Origin of the sequence: Arachidicoccus ginsenosidivorans (genome assembly GCF_007971385.1) — a bacterium.
GTDB lineage: Bacteria > Bacteroidota > Bacteroidia > Chitinophagales > Chitinophagaceae > Arachidicoccus > Arachidicoccus ginsenosidivorans.
Genome location: NZ_CP042434.1, coordinates 3,431,310 through 3,449,605, shown reverse-complemented (window position 1 = coordinate 3,449,605; position 18,296 = coordinate 3,431,310). Strand labels below are relative to the sequence as shown.

17 protein-coding genes and 1 pseudogene are annotated in these 18,296 nt (G+C 41.5%); 10 read left to right on the top strand and 8 right to left on the bottom strand.

Features of this window, described 5'->3' with window-relative positions; all coding sequences use genetic code 11:
* Positions 1-364: 364 nt before the first annotated feature.
* The 3 genes from ppk1 (at position 365) to FSB73_RS25060 (ending at position 3,746) form a co-directional block, all read left to right on the top strand.
* Positions 365-2,746: a polyphosphate kinase 1 gene (ppk1, locus tag FSB73_RS13860; protein WP_146783323.1), complete on the top strand. Its 2,382-nt coding sequence runs from the start codon at positions 365-367 to the stop codon at positions 2,744-2,746.
* Positions 2,747-2,868: 122 nt separating this feature from the next.
* A complete protein-coding gene (locus tag FSB73_RS13855; protein ID WP_225974008.1) occupies positions 2,869-3,537 on the top strand; it encodes a Ppx/GppA phosphatase family protein in 669 nt (222 codons plus the stop codon).
* Positions 3,538-3,563: 26 nt separating this feature from the next.
* On the top strand, positions 3,564-3,746 hold the full coding sequence (locus FSB73_RS25060; RefSeq protein ID WP_225974007.1) for a hypothetical protein: 183 nt from the start codon (positions 3,564-3,566) through the stop codon (positions 3,744-3,746).
* Positions 3,747-3,824: 78 nt separating this feature from the next.
* On the opposite strand, the gene FSB73_RS13850 is transcribed toward FSB73_RS25060, so the two are convergent.
* From FSB73_RS13850 to serA, 3 genes are all read right to left on the bottom strand, one after another.
* On the bottom strand, positions 3,825-4,910 hold the full coding sequence (locus FSB73_RS13850) for an NAD(P)/FAD-dependent oxidoreductase (protein ID WP_146783320.1): 1,086 nt from the start codon (positions 4,908-4,910) through the stop codon (positions 3,825-3,827).
* Positions 4,911-5,265: 355 nt separating this feature from the next.
* Positions 5,266-5,517 carry a phosphoglycerate dehydrogenase gene (locus FSB73_RS27970; RefSeq protein WP_225974006.1) on the bottom strand — a complete coding sequence of 84 codons (252 nt, stop codon included), beginning with the start codon at positions 5,515-5,517 and terminating at the stop codon, positions 5,266-5,268.
* A 29-nt stretch (positions 5,518-5,546) separates the two neighbouring features.
* Entirely contained in the window at positions 5,547-6,497 is a 951-nt protein-coding gene (gene serA, locus FSB73_RS13845; RefSeq protein WP_225974005.1) for a phosphoglycerate dehydrogenase, read from the bottom strand.
* Positions 6,498-6,989: 492 nt separating this feature from the next.
* Between serA and pckA the strand changes: the two genes are divergently transcribed.
* On the top strand, positions 6,990-8,606 hold the full coding sequence (pckA, locus tag FSB73_RS13840) for a phosphoenolpyruvate carboxykinase (ATP) (RefSeq protein ID WP_146783317.1): 1,617 nt from the start codon (positions 6,990-6,992) through the stop codon (positions 8,604-8,606).
* Between the two features lie 747 nt (positions 8,607-9,353).
* A pseudogene (locus FSB73_RS27650) lies at positions 9,354-9,976 on the top strand (CPBP family intramembrane glutamic endopeptidase).
* Positions 9,977-10,335: 359 nt separating this feature from the next.
* Here the strand turns inward: FSB73_RS27650 and FSB73_RS13830 are convergent.
* The 3 genes from FSB73_RS13830 to FSB73_RS13820 all read right to left on the bottom strand — a co-directional run bounded on the left by FSB73_RS13830 (position 10,336) and on the right by FSB73_RS13820 (position 11,642).
* Positions 10,336-10,644 carry a photosynthetic reaction center cytochrome c subunit family protein gene (locus FSB73_RS13830; protein ID WP_146783314.1) on the bottom strand — a complete coding sequence of 103 codons (309 nt, stop codon included), beginning with the start codon at positions 10,642-10,644 and terminating at the stop codon, positions 10,336-10,338.
* 29 nt (positions 10,645-10,673) lie between these two features.
* Entirely contained in the window at positions 10,674-10,859 is a 186-nt protein-coding gene (locus FSB73_RS13825) for a hypothetical protein (protein ID WP_146783311.1), read from the bottom strand.
* A 477-nt stretch (positions 10,860-11,336) separates the two neighbouring features.
* On the bottom strand, positions 11,337-11,642 hold the full coding sequence (locus tag FSB73_RS13820; RefSeq protein ID WP_146783308.1) for a YtxH domain-containing protein: 306 nt from the start codon (positions 11,640-11,642) through the stop codon (positions 11,337-11,339).
* A 284-nt stretch (positions 11,643-11,926) separates the two neighbouring features.
* Between FSB73_RS13820 and FSB73_RS13815 the strand changes: the two genes are divergently transcribed.
* From FSB73_RS13815 to FSB73_RS13800, 5 genes are all read left to right on the top strand, one after another.
* Entirely contained in the window at positions 11,927-12,856 is a 930-nt protein-coding gene (locus tag FSB73_RS13815) for a sigma-54-dependent transcriptional regulator (protein ID WP_225974004.1), read from the top strand.
* On the top strand, positions 12,853-13,086 hold the full coding sequence (locus FSB73_RS25050; RefSeq protein WP_225974003.1) for a hypothetical protein: 234 nt from the start codon (positions 12,853-12,855) through the stop codon (positions 13,084-13,086). The genes FSB73_RS13815 and FSB73_RS25050 overlap by 4 nt, the downstream gene beginning before the upstream one ends.
* A gap of 134 nt (positions 13,087-13,220) precedes the next feature.
* Positions 13,221-14,174, top strand: a complete 954-nt coding sequence (gene miaA, locus FSB73_RS13810; RefSeq protein WP_146783305.1) for a tRNA (adenosine(37)-N6)-dimethylallyltransferase MiaA — start codon at positions 13,221-13,223, stop codon at positions 14,172-14,174.
* Positions 14,175-14,178: 4 nt separating this feature from the next.
* Positions 14,179-15,432 carry a 3-deoxy-D-manno-octulosonic acid transferase gene (locus tag FSB73_RS13805; protein ID WP_146783302.1) on the top strand — a complete coding sequence of 418 codons (1,254 nt, stop codon included), beginning with the start codon at positions 14,179-14,181 and terminating at the stop codon, positions 15,430-15,432.
* Between the two features lie 15 nt (positions 15,433-15,447).
* On the top strand, positions 15,448-16,929 hold the full coding sequence (locus FSB73_RS13800; RefSeq protein WP_146783299.1) for an APC family permease: 1,482 nt from the start codon (positions 15,448-15,450) through the stop codon (positions 16,927-16,929).
* A 172-nt stretch (positions 16,930-17,101) separates the two neighbouring features.
* On the opposite strand, the gene FSB73_RS13795 is transcribed toward FSB73_RS13800, so the two are convergent.
* Both FSB73_RS13795 and FSB73_RS13790 read right to left on the bottom strand, forming a co-directional pair.
* The gene (locus tag FSB73_RS13795) at positions 17,102-17,653 is read right to left on the bottom strand and encodes an AAA family ATPase (RefSeq protein ID WP_146783297.1); all 552 of its coding nucleotides are present in this window, start codon (positions 17,651-17,653) and stop codon (positions 17,102-17,104) included.
* A 22-nt stretch (positions 17,654-17,675) separates the two neighbouring features.
* The gene (locus tag FSB73_RS13790; protein WP_146783295.1) at positions 17,676-18,257 is read right to left on the bottom strand and encodes an NUDIX hydrolase; all 582 of its coding nucleotides are present in this window, start codon (positions 18,255-18,257) and stop codon (positions 17,676-17,678) included.
* Positions 18,258-18,296: the final 39 nt, after the last annotated feature.

Here is an 18,296-nt window from a genome sequence, read left to right as displayed (position 1 = left end):
TTAAACCACGTTTTAGTTGCCTTATCACCATGACCTATATGCTTCAATGCAATAAAATATCAAATATTTCCTCCACCAAACATCATCCGTTGGCTATACCAATTATTATTACACTTCTTCATCTCTTCATCACTTTGCTGTTCTTTGACTATATCTTACTATATCTTGACGGTCAGTAGTGAGAAGCTTCAGTAAATCAGGTGCCACTTTGGCGATTCCCTGGACATGTAAAAACCAAGGTTACAATTATTTAACGCAAGGTTCCCTTTCATTTCCCGGGCATTGCTTAACTTTAAAGGTAAAACATTTTTTAAATACCGAATCAGGATATTTTCCTGACTTTTTTGATATAGCCAAACATCCCATGAAACCCATTGAAAATATTCCGCGCGACATCAGCTGGCTTAGTTTTAATGAACGCGTGCTACAGGAGGCCAGTGATCCAACGGTTCCATTGCCGGAGCGTATCAAATTTTTGGCTATTCATTCCAGCAACCTGGAGGAGTTCTTCCGGGTCCGGGTAGCTGCGTTAAAACGCATGGTCCTGCTCAAGGGAAAGAAAGCGAATTTCTACTTTGAACAGCAACCAGAAGCCATCCTGGAAAGGATTCAGACAATCGTGATGGGTCAGCAAAGAGCATTTAATGCCATATGGCAGGGCATCGTGCTGGAAATGGCCGAAAATAAAATCTACCTTAAAGACAGCCATGATTTATCTGCCCGTCAAAAAATCTTTGTCAGAAATTATTTTGACCAGGAAGTGGCCTCAAGCGTCATTCCGCTATTAATTGAGGACTTGCCTGCCCTGCCCTACCTTAGAGACAAAAGCCTCTATTTAGGGGTAGTGATGCACAAAAAACATGACCCGGCCGATCATAAGCTGGCATTGATTGAGATTCCTTCAGATATCCATGGACGTTTTTTAAAACTACCTTCCAGAGCCTCCGAACTCCATATTATATTGTTGGAAGATGTTATTCGCTTCAATCTACCTTATATTTTCTCCTTTTTTGATTATGATCAGTATGAAGCCTATATTTTCAGTGTGACCAAAGATGCCGAATTCGATATCGATAATGACCTGTCCAGTACATTAGTGCAAAAAATAAAAAAAGGACTCAAAAACAGACGTAAAGGTAAAGCGGTGCGCTTTACCTATGATAAACATATGCACAGTGGCCTGTTGCAGTTTTTAACACAAAATCTGCATCTGAGCCAAAAAGACAATATCCTACCGGGCGAAAAAATTCATAATTTCAAAGATTTTACAGAGCTTCCGGGATTATTCCCGATTCAAACCACCAGAGACCAACCGCCTTTTATTCACCCGGATGTACTGGGCAAATCAAGGGTGTCCGATGTGGTACTAAAAAAGGATTTATTACTGAGCCTGCCCTATCACAGTTATGTGACTGTAATCGATCTACTCAGGGAAGCAGCCATGGATCCAGATGTTTTGAGCATACAGATTACGGCATACCGGTTGGCGACCAACTCAAAAATCATTAATGCCCTCATTAATGCGGTCCGTAATGGAAAGGAAGTAACTGTTATGATAGAACTTAGAGCCCGATTTAATGAACAGGCCAATCTAGAATGGAAGGAAAGACTGGAAGAAGAAGGCGTCAAGACCCTTATTGGCCTGCCCGACAAAAAAGTCCATGCCAAGCTATGCCTGATCAAAAAACGGGTCCATAAAAAAGTGATTAGCTATGGCTTTATCGCAACGGGTAATTTAAATGAAAAAACAGCCAGAATATACGGAGACTTTTATCTATTAACTGCCAATGTGGCTATTATGGCTGACATTGGCAAGATCTTTAAATTTTTAGCGCTCCCGGATGATAAAAATGAGGCCAGCCTGCAAAAATGCAAAGAGCTAATTGTTGCTCCTACGGGGATGAGAGAACATTTTATGGCCCGTATCGATGATGAGATTAAGGCTGCCAAGGCAGGGAAAAAGTCTGGTATTATCTTAAAATTAAACTCGCTGAGCGATGACCTGTTGATACAGCGTTTGTATGAAGCTGCACAAGCAGGCGTTCCCGTGCAGATGATCATTCGTAGTATTAGCTGCGCCAATACCCATTATAAGAAGTTTAAAAAGGATATGTTTGCCATCAGTATTGTGGATGAATATCTGGAGCATGCCCGGGTCATGATCTTCCATCATGGAGGTAAACATACCACTTATATCTCATCTGCTGACTGGATGGTTAGAAATTTACAACACCGACTAGAGGTAGCTGTTAAAATCCATGATCCACAAATCAAAAAAACACTTCGTGATATCTTAGAGATACAGTTAAGCGACAATGTAAAAGCAAGAATATTGGATGGCTCCCTTGAAAATAAGTATATTCATAGAAGCAAAAAAGAAAAAGAAATTCGATCGCAAATGGCGATCTATGAATATTTGCAGGGAAAGCAAGAGGTTTTAGCGAAAGGCGGTATAGAAGCATCCTCCCAAAGGTCAAAAACGAAGACGCGGCCACAAAAAATAGTCGCCGCAAAAAAGGCATCTCGACCAGCGCCGCCAGCTATTGAAAACGATATAACGGACGCAAAAAAGACAGGAACGGTTAAAAACGCTGCGGACGGTCGTCAAGTAGTTAAAGCAGATAAAAAGGCAAAAAGCGTTGCAGCTAAACAACCGGTAACTAAAAAAATACAAAAGCCGGCAGTTCCTAATCCAGAAAAAGGCAAATTGAATAACGACCCAAAAATAAAAAACCGGACAGCTTAACAGCGATCCACCACAAAAAAGTAGCTTAACAACGGCCATAATGGTTAAATTTGTATTAGCTTTATTTAGAGCAAGGGATTAGTCCTCATTGCCTATTAAATTTTTAACGAAAAGATGCGCGTATGGTTTTAGCAGCTATTGATATCGGAAGTAATGCCTCCAGGCTACTAATTGCCGACATAAATGGCAAAGGCAAATCACTGCAGTTCAATAAAATGAACCTTGTTCGTGTGCCTTTAAGACTTGGTATGGATGTATTCAGACTGTCCAGCATTGGGCCAAAAAGGGAAGCCATGCTGATCAATACAATGCAGGCATACCGCCATCTGATGGATGCATACGGGGTGGAACAATTCAGGGCATGTGCCACCAGCGCCATGCGGGATGCCAAAAATAGCAAAGAAATTATTGAGGATGTCAAGAAAAAAACAGGCATCCCTATTGAAATTATTACCGGTGAACAGGAAGCCTCCCTGGTTTTTAAAAATCATATTGCAGAAGCACTCAGCAGAGAACATGCCTACCTCTATATCGACGTTGGGGGGGGCAGTACGGAGCTTAATTTTTATGTAAAGGGCAAACAGGTCTTTAAAAAATCTGTCAATTTAGGAACCATCAGACTGCTGGAAGAGCAATGGACGACAGAAAACTGGGCGCAACTTAAAGCCTTGGTACAAGAAAAATTCAATGTGACCTTCCGATTACAGCCATTGGTTCAGGTGGTAATATCAATAAGGTCTTTTCACTCAGTAAGACCAAAGAAGGCAAGCCTTTGTCGCTGCGTACTTTAAAAAACTATTACAGAAAATTTGAGCCAATGTCCATCTCAGAGCGGATGCAACAATTTAAAATCAGAGAAGACCGTGCTGATGTGATTGTGCCTGCCTTGAAGATTTATATCCAGATTATGCGCTGGACTGGTGCCCAGGAAATCTTTGTTCCCAAGATCGGGGTAGCCGATGGACTGATCAGAGAACTCTATGCCAGATTGCAAAAATAAACCAGTATTCTTATCAGTAGCGCAACATACAAAACCTGAATTTCTATGAGCCAGCTTTAACGACTTCACTGCTTTAAATTAGTGCCTGGTTGTTTCCAGGGCTACTTCCAGATCAAAGGGTTTGCCCTCCATAATATAATCTCGCCAGGCCCTGGCCAGATAAGGCGCCAAAGAACAACCTTTGGTTCCCAGTCCGTTTAGCAGTCCCAACCTTGGATAATCTTTGTGGACACCTGCAAATGGCCTACGATTGACACTGGCAGGACGTATCGCTGCCAAGTGGTCGGTGATTTGATAAGGCAATAAAAGCTCTGCGTCCAAAAAAGCGGTGACCGCCTCTTTAAAGTTCACAGAAGGTTGATCATCCTTATAGTCCCACTGATAGGAAGAGCCCACCCAAAACAGATTTTCGTCTGTCTGATTATCTCCCCAGGGCACTAGGCTATAGCGCAATTTATAAATCTGTTCCCTGGGGAGCCCAGGAACAGATATAATCAGTGCCTCCCCTTTGTTGTATCTAAAGGCCACCTGTTCAAAATAAGGATTCTGGCCACTCGTTATACCTTCAGCGGCGATCACCCATTTTGAAGACAAGGAAATTCCTTCTTTTTGATAGACAAATGACGATTGGCTACTATCAGGCAGTTGTAAAGCGTTCCAGTCAAAATGAGCAGAGATTAGTTTATTATTTTCAATTAGATAAGCCCGATAAGCCGTAAATAAGTTTTGTAAATCAATTAGTATTGCCGGGCTTATCCCGTGCAGGCCGTCCCGCATTTTAAAAAATGTATGGTAATCTTCTTCATTAGGAACAGATTTTAAATAAGTACTACCCTGCTGCAGCCTTTTATTAAACGCTTCCTGCATTTGTATACTCCCATGCACAGCCAGTATATCCAGGGGTTTAGCTACTGTCGCAATACCGAGTAGACTACTGATGCGTTGATAACAACTGGTTGCCAGAGGTAACAGCGCTGCTATTTTCCAGGTCTCTACTACCCGCCGGCCAGTAACCGGGTTAATCACCCCGCTGGCGACCCTACTGGCACCAGCTAATCCTGTAGCATCTACCACCATTACAGATAGCCCCGCTTCCATTAGCTCAAAACTAAGTAATGTTCCCGCAATGCCTTGTCCAACGATTATTACATCGACTGCTTTCATGGGGTAAAATTAGTATGATCTAGTGGAACAGCCATCAACTACTTTTACAAAGCCACAGTAGCGGGACCGTACATGGCCGCTTGCCGCTGATATAGGAAAAGCTAAGCAAGATTATTTGCAAAATTAAATAAGGCAGTATTCGTGGATTGTTCCTTTTATCCCTGAAGGAAAGAAAGAAAGAAAGAAGGCTAAAAATCCTGCAGGAAATATGATTTAAGCGATCTAACGCAACATCCATCATTAAAAACAAAAAGTCCGGCTGCAAAAAAACAACCGGACTAGCCTATAAAAATTAGAATAAGGTAGCTAACTGCACAGCTCTTTTAAAGCTCTAAAACAACAGTTAACTGATGCATTAATATACCGTACGCACCTTAATGGTTCCTTTAACGCCCTTGAGTAATTCAACGGCTTTTGCGGACAGTTTTTTATCCAGATCCAATACGACATAACCGATCGTATCGTTGGTGCTTAGGTACTGACCCAGGATATTGATTTTATTTTTAGACAATAAAGTATTGATTTCACTAAGCACCCCAGGCTTATTGGCATGGATATGTAAAATGCGGTGTGCATTGGGATGCGCTTGTAAAGCAATGGATGGCACCGTGATACATTGATTGGTGACCCCGTTTTCTAAATAATCAAAGAGTTTTTTGCTGACATCCTCTCCAATATTGGCTTGCGCTTCCTCAGTAGAGCCGCCGATATGGGGGTTAACAGCACATTGCTCAGGCCTCTAAGCGGCGTTTCAAAAGCATCACCGATTTTTTTAGGTTCAACAGGGAAAACATCAATTGCGGCACCGGAAAGATGGCCACTATTTAAGTGTTTAACCAGTGCATCAATTTCTACGCAATGTCCTCTTGCAAAGTTGATCAGGATGGAACCGTCTTTAAAGGATTTTAATAATTTTTCATTAACAATCTCCTTGGTTTCAGGGGTTTCGGGAACATGTAAAGAGATTATATCAGATTTGCTGACCAGATCTTTCATGGATTTAGTAGCGGCAGCATTACCCAGTGGCAATTTAGTCGCAACATCATAAAATAATACCTTCATCCCCAAAGCTTCCGCTAAAATGCTAAGCTGTGTTCCGATGCTGCCATAGCCAATGATACCCATGGTCTTGCCGCGCAGTTCATAGCTCTCTTTAGAATCTTTCAGCCAGATCCCATCATGTGCCGCCTTGTTTTTATCCAGGATCTTGCGAATGAGTAAAATGGAAGTGGCAATCACCAATTCTGCTACACTTCTGGTGTTACTGTAAGGTGCATTAAAAACGGCAATACCCGCTTTTTTAGCTGTTTCCAGGTCTACTTGATTGGTACCGATACAAAAACAGCCAATCGCCTGTAATTTAGTCGCTGCCTTTATAACATTTGCAGTAATTTTAGTTTTCGAGCGAACACCAATTAAATGAACATCTTTTATCGCCTTGATGAGTTCTTCTTCATTCATGGCTCCGGTCATTTTTTTTACATTCGTATAACCTGCAGCCCTAAAACGCTCAACGGCTTTGTCACTGATATTCTCCAAAAAGAGAATATTGATCTTTTCTTTTGGATAACTGGTTTGCTCTTTCATGCAATTTTCATTTGTTTAATGAGTATTTGAAAATAATGCAAATTTTACATAGCATACGCATTTTTTTTGCATAGAATCTAAACAATTCCGATAAAAAATACGGCTTGTATTATTTAACAATTGCGAATTTAATTGAATCTAAACTAATGCGTGTTAATGGTTAATAGCGAGTTTATCTTCAACAGCATTGAAGTGATATTCTGGTGCCCTTGCTTTTTATTGGATAATTAACTACCCACAACACATTATCTAACAATAATATACGTCATGCTAGGCCTAATATAATACTCTATAAATTTAATGGGGTTTTAAGCACAAAATGTCTGACAATTTTTTTGAATTTTTTTTTTTGGGGAACTAAGTTATAAAATCATGCATCCATGTTCTAACAGTGAAAAATATTAATAGAAATCCTTTGTACTCAAGAATTTCTTACTACCTTGCACATACTAACAAATGTACGTTTATAAAATAAAAGATTTGAATCCAGTTATGCAACCTTTATCCGAAAGGGCTACAGCTAAACCCGCTAAACAGCCATATACCTTTAATGCAAAAAAAATTTATTACAACCTTTCACCTGAACAACTTGAAGAGCAGACTTTGGCATTGGGCCAGGGTAAATTAAGCAAGGAAGGCGCCCTTGCCGTTCAGACAGGCAAATTTACCGGCAGGTCCCCAAAAGACAAATTTATTGTAGAAGATGCCATCACCTCCACTTCGGTGGATTGGGGCGCTGTGAATATCCCCATTAGTACCGCCGTATTTAACCATCTGTACGAAAAGGTAATCCATTATCTTGCAGATAAGGAAATTTGGATCCGGGAAGTAAGCGCATGCGCTTACCCCGAGTACAATCTTCGCATTCAGGTCATCAATGAGACGCCATGGGCCAATCTATTCTGTCACAATCTCTTTATTGACCAGGCTATTACCACTGATCCCCACGAGCAGTCCATTCAGGCAAAATGGCAGATTATTCAGGCACCTGGATTTATGGCCGATCCCAAAAACGACGGGACCAGGTCAGAGAACTTTACCATCGTTAATTTCACCAAAAGAGTCATATTAATCGGTGGCACTGCCTATACAGGAGAAATTAAAAAAGGAATTTTTAGTGTATTGAACTTTTTGCTCCCTCACGACCATAAGGTTTTATCGATGCATTGTTCGGCCAATGAAGGCCCAAAAGGGGATGTGGCCTTATTTTTTGGACTCAGTGGCACAGGGAAAACGACGCTCAGTGCGAGCCACGACAGGGCGCTTATCGGGGATGATGAACACGGTTGGGCGGAAAATGCCATTTTCAACTTCGAGGGCGGCTGTTATGCCAAATGCATACACCTAAGTCCGGAAAAAGAACCGGAAATTGCAGCAGCCATCCGCAAAGGTACCTTACTTGAAAATGTGTGCTTTTATCCAGAAGAAAACCGCGTCAATTATGATGACGCATCTATTACAGAAAATACAAGAGCGGCTTATCCGATCAATTATATCAGTAATGCCAAGCATCCTTCATTTGGCAATTTACCTAAAAACATTTTCTTTCTGACCTGTGATGCATTTGGGGTACTTCCCCCTATTGCCAAGCTCTCCAGGGGACAGGCAATGTATCATTTTGTCAGCGGTTACACGGCAAAAGTAGCAGGCACAGAAGTCGGGATTAATGAGCCACAGACGGTTTTCTCCGCCTGCTTCGGGCATGTTTTTCTGCCGCTGCATCCTACAGAGTATGCTGAATTACTCGGACGCAATCTACAGGAACACCCTGAAATTAATGTATGGCTGATCAATACTGGTTGGAGTGGCGGCGCCTACGGTACCGGCAAAAGGCTTGATCTTAAATACACCAGGGCGATGGTAAATGCGGCCATTAATAATGAATTGGAAGGGGTCCCTTATGTTGAACACGAGGTCTTTGGTGTTATGAAACCTCAAAAATGTCCAGGTGTACCCGATGTCGTGCTAAACCCTAGAGAAGCCTGGGCCGATAAAGCTGCCTATGACTTGCAGGCGCGCAAGCTCGCCGGATTATTTATTGAAAACTTTAAAAAATACGCTGATAAAGCCAGCGCATCCACCAAGGCTGGCGGCCCCAGGATCATTTAACAGCTTATTTAACAGTTTACCTTCATAGACATATAATCAAGCCGCATCTGCAACTCAGATGCGGCTTGTAATAATCAAAGGCGTGGAAATGATTTGGATCATTTGACCAGTCAAATCATACACGCTTTTGCAGTGCTTTCTTAAATTAATTTTTAGTTACGCCAGGTTATACATTACAGGCATAAGGCAATTTGAAAGCAGGGTTCTTTTCCCTAAATTTTCATAATTGCCTTTTTTTATAAAAGCAATGAAGAGCCGTTTAACGTAGGATGCATCCTGGTTCCCTCCCACTTATGGCCCCGATCCCTTTGTTCAATCAGTAACAGCAAATGACCTTAAAAATACAGCCTATATTTTCCCCTTATTTATTATTAGAGGTATATTTGTAACGATCTATCTTTCATTAACGTACAAAGATTTACCTGTTATAATGCATTGATACCGCTTGTATATAAAAACATAAAGTTAGTATGCACAGGGAGAAGAACACACATTATAAAACCAGCGGTTAATTTTCTCGATGAAAAGCACTTTTAGATGAAATTTAAATTCAAACATGTACTTCCGTTACTTTTGCCATATTTTGTTTTATATATTATAGGGGGCCTTTATCAATACCTGTCAACTTTCTACCATATCCATCGCATACAATACATGATTTTCTAAAAATCTTCCTTTTCTTATACTGCCAATAATCATATTGATCATCATAAGAAAACACTTTTTTCCTATTTACCTAAAGCTAAAATGGCAATCAAAACAACAGGGGATGTCCTGTTTTATGAAGGAGCATTCATTATGATGGTAATGCTGGCAATTACTTTAGGTTTATGCTATTATGCAAATGGGTTTCAAATCGTAGCACTTGAACAAAGATTTATCGGACTAAATCCTATCATATTACACCTTATACTCATTGGAATAATAAGCAATTTATTTGTTTGCATTACGGAAGAACTCTTATTCAGAGGGTTTATAATTACGTATCTGAACCAGTTTTCAATAAGCTATTGGAAGGTCATATTCATTGCCGCATTTATTTTTCAGCGGGTCATATTTATTCAGACCCGATCCATTATATAATTGCTTTTTTGGGTGGAGTCACCTTAGGCTTTGCTTATTACAAGACCCAGTCACTATATTACTGTATGGGTATCCACTTTATGTATAATCTGTATAATTACCTATTTACATCCGCTATAAACGAAAAACCAAACACCCTAATTCGGCCCTTTATTATAAAATATGAAGCTTCAATTTTAAGCGTGGATAAGATTGACCTATTTATTTGTATGACCTTTATTGGGCTATTTTTATACCTCTGGTATAAATTGGGGCACAGAGAAGGGCTGGACAGATTCGCAGATTGAACCCGGCTATTACCTAATTTTTTTCAGGGAGCCAGTAAAGATTTTGCATCGTTCAAAAATAACGAACTCCTATCCAAATCTCACTCAATTTACAATGCCAGGCCAGGATATATACCTTTATTGTTTTAGATCGTATTGCAGCAAGATTGGTCTTGCTATTTATTTCCACCGCACTATCAGAAAACTTGTGGATCCTCTAAGCAAAATAGCTTTTTGTTAATCACAGAAGTCATAGGATAAACCTTTGTCCAGCTCAAAGGCAATGATATGTACCCAAAGAAAAATAACAGTTTGCAGCTCAGTCAAATTTGACTGAGCTGCAAACTGTTATTTTTCTATCATTAACGATGACGCTACCTTTATCCTTCCTTTTGATTTGCTCCTGGAGGTGGTGGTGGCACATTAGGATGGCCGTCTTTACTTCCTGGCATATGGCCGGGTCCCATCTTTTTAAAATGATCTGGCCCCATATCTTTAATGGAACTTACCGGATGTTTGTTGCCTCTGTGACAGGTCACACAGGTAATGACCTGAATGGTATCCGGACGACTTGAATTACGGAAATTAAAATAATCCTTGTTGATCGCTGCGGTCATTTGCATCATGTGACGGGCAAAATCTTTATGCCTTAGCTCATCACTGGCAAAATCAAGCTTTGTGGAATCCAGTTTGCTCTTCGCGTGACAGAATCCACATTTTACCCCAGGGCCTTATTAAACCCGTGCATGATCCCCATCAGGCTATCTCTGGTTATATCCTGGGGCAGGACTTTAAAATTGTGTTTGGGTTGTGTAAATGAAAAAGACATTAACACCCCAATGAACAGGGCTCCTATAATAACAAGAACACCGCCTTTGTTTTTATTGGCTTTAATTTTCAACATATCATTTCGAATTTGAATAGCAATTACAACAAGTCCATATCAACCTATTGTTCCGTAAATATAAATCACTCAAAATTACTTTCAAAATAAAATTAATCAGCCGGAGGCAGTTCTTAACAGACAGGCGACCTTTAAATGAATGCTACTGCTGTGCCTTAAATGCCAAAAACCAAAAAGAGCATTTCTAAAATTAACTTTACAGTTCAATTAGAAATGCTCATTTTATATGTTGGTGTTCGTGAAGCGAAGGGTTATAATTCCGGTTTTATGTATAAGGAACCAAGCATAGGCTTGATTAAACATGTTTGCATGCTACAAGGCTTATTTTGGGTACTGTTATCTCTAAAGGAATTATAATTGATCAAAAATCAAGTCAAAGGCCTTTTAGTTACTCGATGTAATGATTTTACCTTTTAATCTTCACCGACTGGCCATTTTTTTTAAAAAACAGCTCGACTACTTCGGGCAGGAGGTGTTTTAAGCTTCTGCCACTTCTTCTGAAACCTGATCTGCGGAACGCTTTACTTTTTTAATCAACTTAAGCACGCGCTCACGTACATCATCGCTAACACCGGCCACTTCTGATTTAAAGACTTCCTGCAGGTCGTCAAGTTCCTCTAAGGATTTCTCCGTCCATTTGTTGAATTTATTCTTTAAATCTCTGGTGGAATCGGCTAACTGCTTGCGGGTTTCTTCGCCTGACTGCGGTGCCAGCATCAGGCCTACAACAGCTCCTGCGACAATACCGGAAATCGTTCCCACCAAAATATGTTTTGCACTCATAATGAATAGTTTTAAATGTGATAAATAAGGATTAATCAATAAGATTCAACAACCTTGCCAAGATCATCAAACTCAATGTTAAGATAAGACAATCAAGCGACTATACCAATTAATTCTTCTTTTATCCTGAAAAAGACCCATTAGCTCAATCCCAGGACTGAACAAATTTCCCCGATTTTTTATATAAAGCGTATGGTAATTAGGTTTAGGCAAAAAAAACTATATTCGCAGATAAATTGTAACCCTTAAAAAACAAGCAATATTAGCGCTTAAGTTGATACATTATGGCAAAAATATTAGTGATTGATGACGAGAAAGCCATCAGAAAGACCCTTCATGAGATTCTGACCTTTGAAGGTTATAAGGTAGATGAGGCCATTGATGGTGAAGACGGCTGGAAACATTTCTCAGAAAATAACTACGATGTTGTATTATGTGATATAAAAATGCCCAAGCTCGATGGTATGGAATTTCTGACAAGGGCTATGGAGCTAAATCAAGATACCCCTATTATTATGATCAGTGGCCACGGCAATATTGAATCTGCCGTAGAAGCGGTCAAAAAAGGCGCCTTTGACTTTATCTCTAAACCGCCAGATCTGAACCGTCTGTTGATTACCATTAGAAACGCTACGGACAAAAATGTACTGAGCAAAGAAACGAAGACGCTCAAAAAAAGGGTGGCCAAAGTCCAGGAGATGATCGGACAGTCCGAAGAAATGAATAAGATCAAGGCCACCATAGACAAAGTGGCAGAAACGGACGCCCGGGTACTGATAACCGGCGAGAATGGTGTGGGTAAAGAATTGGTTGCCAGGTGGATTCATGCCAAAAGCAACCGGGCAAACAAACCTTTGGTGGAGGTCAATTGTGCAGCTATCCCGCAAGAACTAATTGAAAGTGAACTATTTGGACACGAGAAAGGCTCCTTTACCTCCGCTGTAAAGCAACATATTGGAAAATTTGAACAAGCCAATGGCGGCACCCTCTTTTTGGATGAAGTCGGCGACATGAGCCTCAGTTCACAGGCTAAGGTGCTACGCGCATTGCAGGAAGGCAAGATTCAGCGCGTAGGTGGGGAAAAGGAAATCAGTGTGGATGTGCGCGTTATTGCCGCCACCAACAAGGACTTACTCAAAGAAGTAGAGGAAAAGAATTTCCGGTTGGATTTATATCACCGGCTTGGTGTAATTCTGATCCATACCCCTCCTTGAATAATCGTCGTGAAGATATCCCGTTGTTGGTCGAAAAATTTCTGGAAGACATCGCCCAGGATTATGGACAGCCCGTTAAAAAAATCGACAAAGATGCCCTTAAGGCCTTGCAGGATCATAACTGGCGAGGCAATATCAGGGAACTCAGAAACGTCGTAGAACGACTGATTATCCTTGCTGGCGAAAAGATCAAACTGGAGGATATCCATAATTATGTAATTTCTAAATAACGAATAGCAAGCCTATAACCTGATGGGTACTTGAAATTACTTTATCAAACCCACTCAAGTTCTAAAGTTGCCAATTATCATTAAATCTGCCGGATGTTCGCCATCCACCTGATATAAACATGAAGATGGTGCCTATGCAAACATCCGAATTAACTATACCCGATCATTCTTTCACGCGGCCTTTTCAACGGACGCTGGTCGTCCTTGCCGGCCCTACGGCGTCCGGCAAGACAGCACTGGGCATCTGGCTGGCTAAGGCCTTTAATACGGAGATCCTTTCGGCTGATTCCAGACAATGTTTTAAGGAGTTAAATATTGGAGTAGCCCGGCCTGACGAAGAAGAACTAGCTCAGGTGCCACATCATTTTATTGCCTCTCATAGCATTTATGACAAGGTTAATGCCGGCGTCTTTGCAAATTACGGACTTGAACTGCTGGACCGGTTATTTAAGAAGCATCGGATTGTCTTTATGGTGGGTGGCACAGGTTTATATATTAAGGCACTCACGGAAGGGATCGATCAGATGCCTGCTACCCCAGATCATATTCGGGAGGCAATCACGCAGCAGTATCAGCTGCAAGGACTTGCATGGCTGCAGCGAGCCGTTCAACAGGAAGATCCCATATTTTGGCAACAGGCCGAAAAAATGAACCCGCAAAGACTAATGCGTGGCCTTGAATTTATCAGGACCACCGGTAACTCTATTACTGCGTTTCGTAAAAACGAAAAGCAACCCAGGGATTTTCAGGTATTAAATATAGCGCTGGATTTACCCAGGGAGCAGCTCTATGAGCGCATTAATCAAAGAGTGGATGTCATGATTGCTCAGGGCCTTGAAAATGAAGTGCGTGATCTGTATCCGCTACGCCATTTAAACGCCCTGCAAACGGTTGGCTATAAGGAATGGTACGACTATTTTGAAGGTCGAACTTCTCTGTCAGCGGTTAGCGCACTTATTCAGCAAAATACCCGCCACTACGCCAAAAGGCAAATCACTTGGTTTAAAAAACAACAAGATTTTAGATGGTTTTGTCCTTCAGATAAAGAAAATATCCTAACTTGTATTCAATCTCATATTAATACTTAATTGCATGGGTCTTATTCTGTATAGAATATTTTTATTTTTATATGCTACGGGCGTAGAAATCGCTTCGGTTTTTAATAAAAAGGCACGGCTATGGTATCATGGCAGAAAAAAGATCTTTAAGAAGTTAAATAAGGCTTTTAAAGGCAATGATGCACCGGTTATCTGGTTTCACTGCGCTTCACTGGGGGAATTTGAACAAGGCAGACCATTACTGGAATCATTAAAAACTGAACATCCGGATCATAAAATCCTGCTTAGTTTCTTCTCCCCTTCTGGTTATGAGATCCATAAAAACTATTCGGGGGCCGACTGGGTCTTCTATATGCCCCTTGACAGTCATTACCATGCCAGAAAGTGGTTAAAAATCACCAAACCCAAACTGGTCGTTTTTGTTAAATATGAGTTCTGGTATTTCTACCTCAAGGCGATCCATGAAAGGAAAATTCCCCTTTTATTGGTTTCTGCCTTATTTAGAAAGCAACAACCTTTTTTTAAGTGGTATGGTAACCTGCTGCATACAAAAATGCTCGGTTTTTACAGCCATATCTTTGTCCAGGATGAAAACTCAGTTACGCTTTTAAAACAGATCCATATCCAGAATGTAACGCTTACAGGCGATACCCGGGTAGACCGGGTCTTATCTGTAAGGGATCACTGGACACCTGTAGCGGGCATTGATAGATTCTGTGCTGATCATGCGGTGATTGTGGCGGGCAGCACCTGGCCGGAGGACGACAATGAATTACGTCACTTTGTCATCGCTCACCCGGAAATCCGCTTTATCATTGCCCCTCATGAGATTGATCCAGACCGCCTGGAAGGTTGTCTGGAACTATACCCTGGCAGTATGCTTTACAGTGATTATCTCAAAAACCCGGAGCAGTTTGACAAGGTGCATATCCTGATTATTGACAATATCGGCAAGCTCAAGCGTTTATATCATTATGCCACTATCTGTTTTGTAGGGGGCGGTTTTGGAAAGGACGGTATCCACAATACGCTGGAAGCTGCCGTTTATGGCAAACCGGTGGTATTTGGGCCGGTCTATGAGCATTTTAAAGAAACGGTGGAAATGGAAAAAGTCGGGGCCGCATTTGCGGTGGACAATGTGTTGGAACTGGAGGAAACCTTTAATGAGCTATTGCAGGATCGGGAGTACTACCACAAGGCCTGTCAGGCAGCCACAGATTTTATGCAGCAAAGTGCGGGCGCAACAAGTAAGATTCTTTCTTTTATTGATAAAAACCTTATTTATTAATTTCCAAAGCGTACCATGAGTAACCAAAAACCCGGTTTTAAACATTCTTTGAACCTGATGGATGCGACCATGATCGTCGCAGGCTCCATGATCGGATCCGGTATTTTTATTGTCTCTTCTGATATCACGCGCCATGTGGGAAGTGCCGGCTGGATGATTCTGGTATGGGTAATCACCGGTATCATGACTATTCTTGCCGCGGTCAGTTATGGGGAACTCAGTTCTATGTTTCCAAAGGCAGGCGGTCAATATGTTTATCTCAAGCAGGCCTATAATCCCCTGGTAGGATTTTTATATGGCTGGAGCTTTTTCTCTGTCATTCAAACGGGCACTATCGCGGCGGTAGGCGTGGCTTTTAGCAAGTTTACTGCTTATTTGTTTCCCCAGGTCGGGGAAAATGTCATCTTGATGCACCTGGGCGCCTTCCAGATCAGTGCCGCTCAATTACTTTCAATTGCGATTGTTATATTCCTGACCGTGCTGAATACCAAAGGGATCCGCAATGGCAAGATTATTCAGACCTTTTTCACCATCGTGAAGATTTTGTCGCTGGCCGGTCTGATCCTTTTTGGCTTTATGGCTTTCAAATCCGATGTATGGACAGCCAACTGGCATAACGCAATGGATCTGCATATGCTGAATGCAGATGGTAGTTTCAGTGATTATACCATTATGGCCGCATTTGGCGCAGTAGCGGCCGCCATGGTAGGTTCTGTCTTTAGTAGTGTCGCCTGGGAAAATGTAACTTTTATTGCCGGAGAGATTAAAAACCCTAAAAGAAATGTCGGGCTCAGTCTTTTTTTGGGTACCCTTTTAGTGACGTTACTGTATCTGGCGGTCAACTTAGTTTATCTGGCCGTACTTCCACTACATGATATTGCCTATGCCACCAATGACAGAGTGGCCGTTGCGGCCTCTTTGGAAGCCTTCGGTCCTGCAGGAACGTTGATTATGGCTATCATGATTATGATCTCTACATTTGGCTGCAATAATGGGCTTATTTTGGCGGGAGCCAGGGTTTATTATACCATGGCCAAAGACGGGCTTTTCTTCCAAAAAGCCGGCCGTCTGAATAAAAATGAAGTGCCGGAATACGGACTTTGGATTCAATGCGTGGTAGCGAGCCTGCTTTGTCTGAGCGGAAAATATGGCGATTTGCTAAATATGGTTTCCTTTGTTGTCGTTTTATTTTATATGCTGACCATTATTGGTATTTTTAGATTACGCAAAAAAATGCCGGACGTCGAAAGACCTTATAAGGCGCCCTTATATCCCGTGCTGCCTGCATTATACGTTTTGATCAGCGCCGCTTTCTGTATCCTACTTATTTTCTATACAAGAGATTATGTCATTGGTGGGCTGATTATCGTAGCAGTAGGATTCCCACTATATTATATGGCAAAAAGAAACAATGGTCTTAAGCAAATAAGGCAAAGCAAATCCGAAGATGAAAAGGATGATAATGGCACAGACGAAGGGTCTTCCCCGCAAAATTAAGCGGTCAAAATAAGTAGTTAAAATTTACAGCTAAACCCATAATTAGGTTCAAAAAAGCCGGCAGAATGCAAGTAGGTTAATACCAATTGTATCCTGCCGGCTTTTTATGGGTTTGCTATTTCCAATTTAGGATTGTTTTGCTGCTTTCTGCTCTTCCCTTTGAACCCCTGGGCTATGAACCGAACTTTCTTTCTATGGCTGTTAAGCTACGATGCAAGCGCAGTGCATCCTTTCCCTGGACTAAGGTAAATGGCGTCGCCTGATGCACTAACAGATCCTGATAATGGTTAAAAAGGTTTTGGCGCATAAGTGGATCCGGGTATTCCCTTAATGGATCCGGCGTCCAGGGCAAATCAATATCGCATAACAGATAATAATCGTACTGTCTGCAAGCGATTTGATTAAGCATCCAGTGAGGACATCTGTTATAGGCAAATTCGCTCCAGACTTTCATGACATACATATCTGTGTCAATAAATAAAAACCGGTCCTTGTTTTGTTTTGCCCTGGAAAAACAGCTGTCTTCGAGTGCTATCTGCCCTTTGGCAATGCAAAGCAAGTCCTTTTCTTCATAATGCCCATCCCTGCCTTGTTCTTGCAAATACTGCCGGGCATATTCCGGACACCAGCAGGTATTATAATGCGCTGCCAATGCCTGGCAGAGGCTGGACTTACCCGTGCTCTCCGGTCCAATGACAACAATCTTAATGGGTTGGGACTGCATACAATAAATAATGTAATAGTGATCAGGGGGTGAGCGTAAGTTTGCCTAAATAGCGTAGTGCATACAAGATGGTGGAGATATGCATGGCCTGATTAATTCTTTTTTCTTCTACTAAAGTGATAAGCTCCTCAAAGCTAATTTCCAGAACATCAATCTGTTCATTTTCATCCAGATCCTGCTCTTTGATCCTGCGACCACCCGTTGCGACAAACATGTGCATCAGATTACTATTGGTGGAAGGATTGGCACTGATCTTCCCTAAATAATGGGCGGATTCAAAGGCATAGCCCGTTTCTTCCAGTAGTTCTCTTCTGATAGCATCCTCGAAGTTTTCATCTGTCTTATCTACACAGCCGCCTGGAAGTTCAATGCCGACTTCTCCCAGTGCATGCCGATACTGACGCACCATTAAAACCTTACCATCAGCGGTAACAGCCAGCGCTGTGACCCACTCGGGAAATTCAAATACGTAGTAAGGATCGATAATTTTACCATCTGTTCTTTCGCATGTATCCTTTCGGACAGTGAACCAATCTTCTTTGAACAGATAGTCTGAATCCAGGGTCTTCCATTTTAAACTGTCTGTATTTTCTTGCGCTTCCATTGTTTATTTTTCTTTATTTTTTCCGTTTAAGATTCTTGG

Excerpts from the sequence above, each read along its gene's own strand:
- FSB73_RS13820 (WP_146783308.1), bottom strand. The coding sequence starts at position 11,642 with ATGAGTGCAAAACATATTTTGGTGGGAACGATTTCCGGTATTGTCGCA.
- miaA (WP_146783305.1), top strand. The coding sequence starts at position 13,221 with ATGCAAACATCCGAATTAACTATACCCGATCATTCTTTCACGCGGCCT.
- FSB73_RS13815 (WP_225974004.1), top strand. The coding sequence starts at position 11,927 with ATGGCAAAAATATTAGTGATTGATGACGAGAAAGCCATCAGAAAGACC.
- serA (WP_225974005.1), bottom strand. The coding sequence starts at position 6,497 with ATGAAAGAGCAAACCAGTTATCCAAAAGAAAAGATCAATATTCTCTTT.
- FSB73_RS13855 (WP_225974008.1), top strand. The coding sequence starts at position 2,869 with ATGGTTTTAGCAGCTATTGATATCGGAAGTAATGCCTCCAGGCTACTA.
- FSB73_RS25060 (WP_225974007.1), top strand. The coding sequence starts at position 3,564 with ATGTCCATCTCAGAGCGGATGCAACAATTTAAAATCAGAGAAGACCGT.
- FSB73_RS13795 (WP_146783297.1), bottom strand. The coding sequence starts at position 17,653 with ATGCAGTCCCAACCCATTAAGATTGTTGTCATTGGACCGGAGAGCACG.
- FSB73_RS13825 (WP_146783311.1), bottom strand. The coding sequence starts at position 10,859 with ATGTTGAAAATTAAAGCCAATAAAAACAAAGGCGGTGTTCTTGTTATT.
- FSB73_RS13805 (WP_146783302.1), top strand. The coding sequence starts at position 14,179 with ATGGGTCTTATTCTGTATAGAATATTTTTATTTTTATATGCTACGGGC.
- FSB73_RS13850 (WP_146783320.1), bottom strand. The coding sequence starts at position 4,910 with ATGAAAGCAGTCGATGTAATAATCGTTGGACAAGGCATTGCGGGAACA.
- ppk1 (WP_146783323.1), top strand. The coding sequence starts at position 365 with ATGAAACCCATTGAAAATATTCCGCGCGACATCAGCTGGCTTAGTTTT.
- pckA (WP_146783317.1), top strand. The coding sequence starts at position 6,990 with ATGCAACCTTTATCCGAAAGGGCTACAGCTAAACCCGCTAAACAGCCA.
- FSB73_RS13800 (WP_146783299.1), top strand. The coding sequence starts at position 15,448 with ATGAGTAACCAAAAACCCGGTTTTAAACATTCTTTGAACCTGATGGAT.
- FSB73_RS13790 (WP_146783295.1), bottom strand. The coding sequence starts at position 18,257 with ATGGAAGCGCAAGAAAATACAGACAGTTTAAAATGGAAGACCCTGGAT.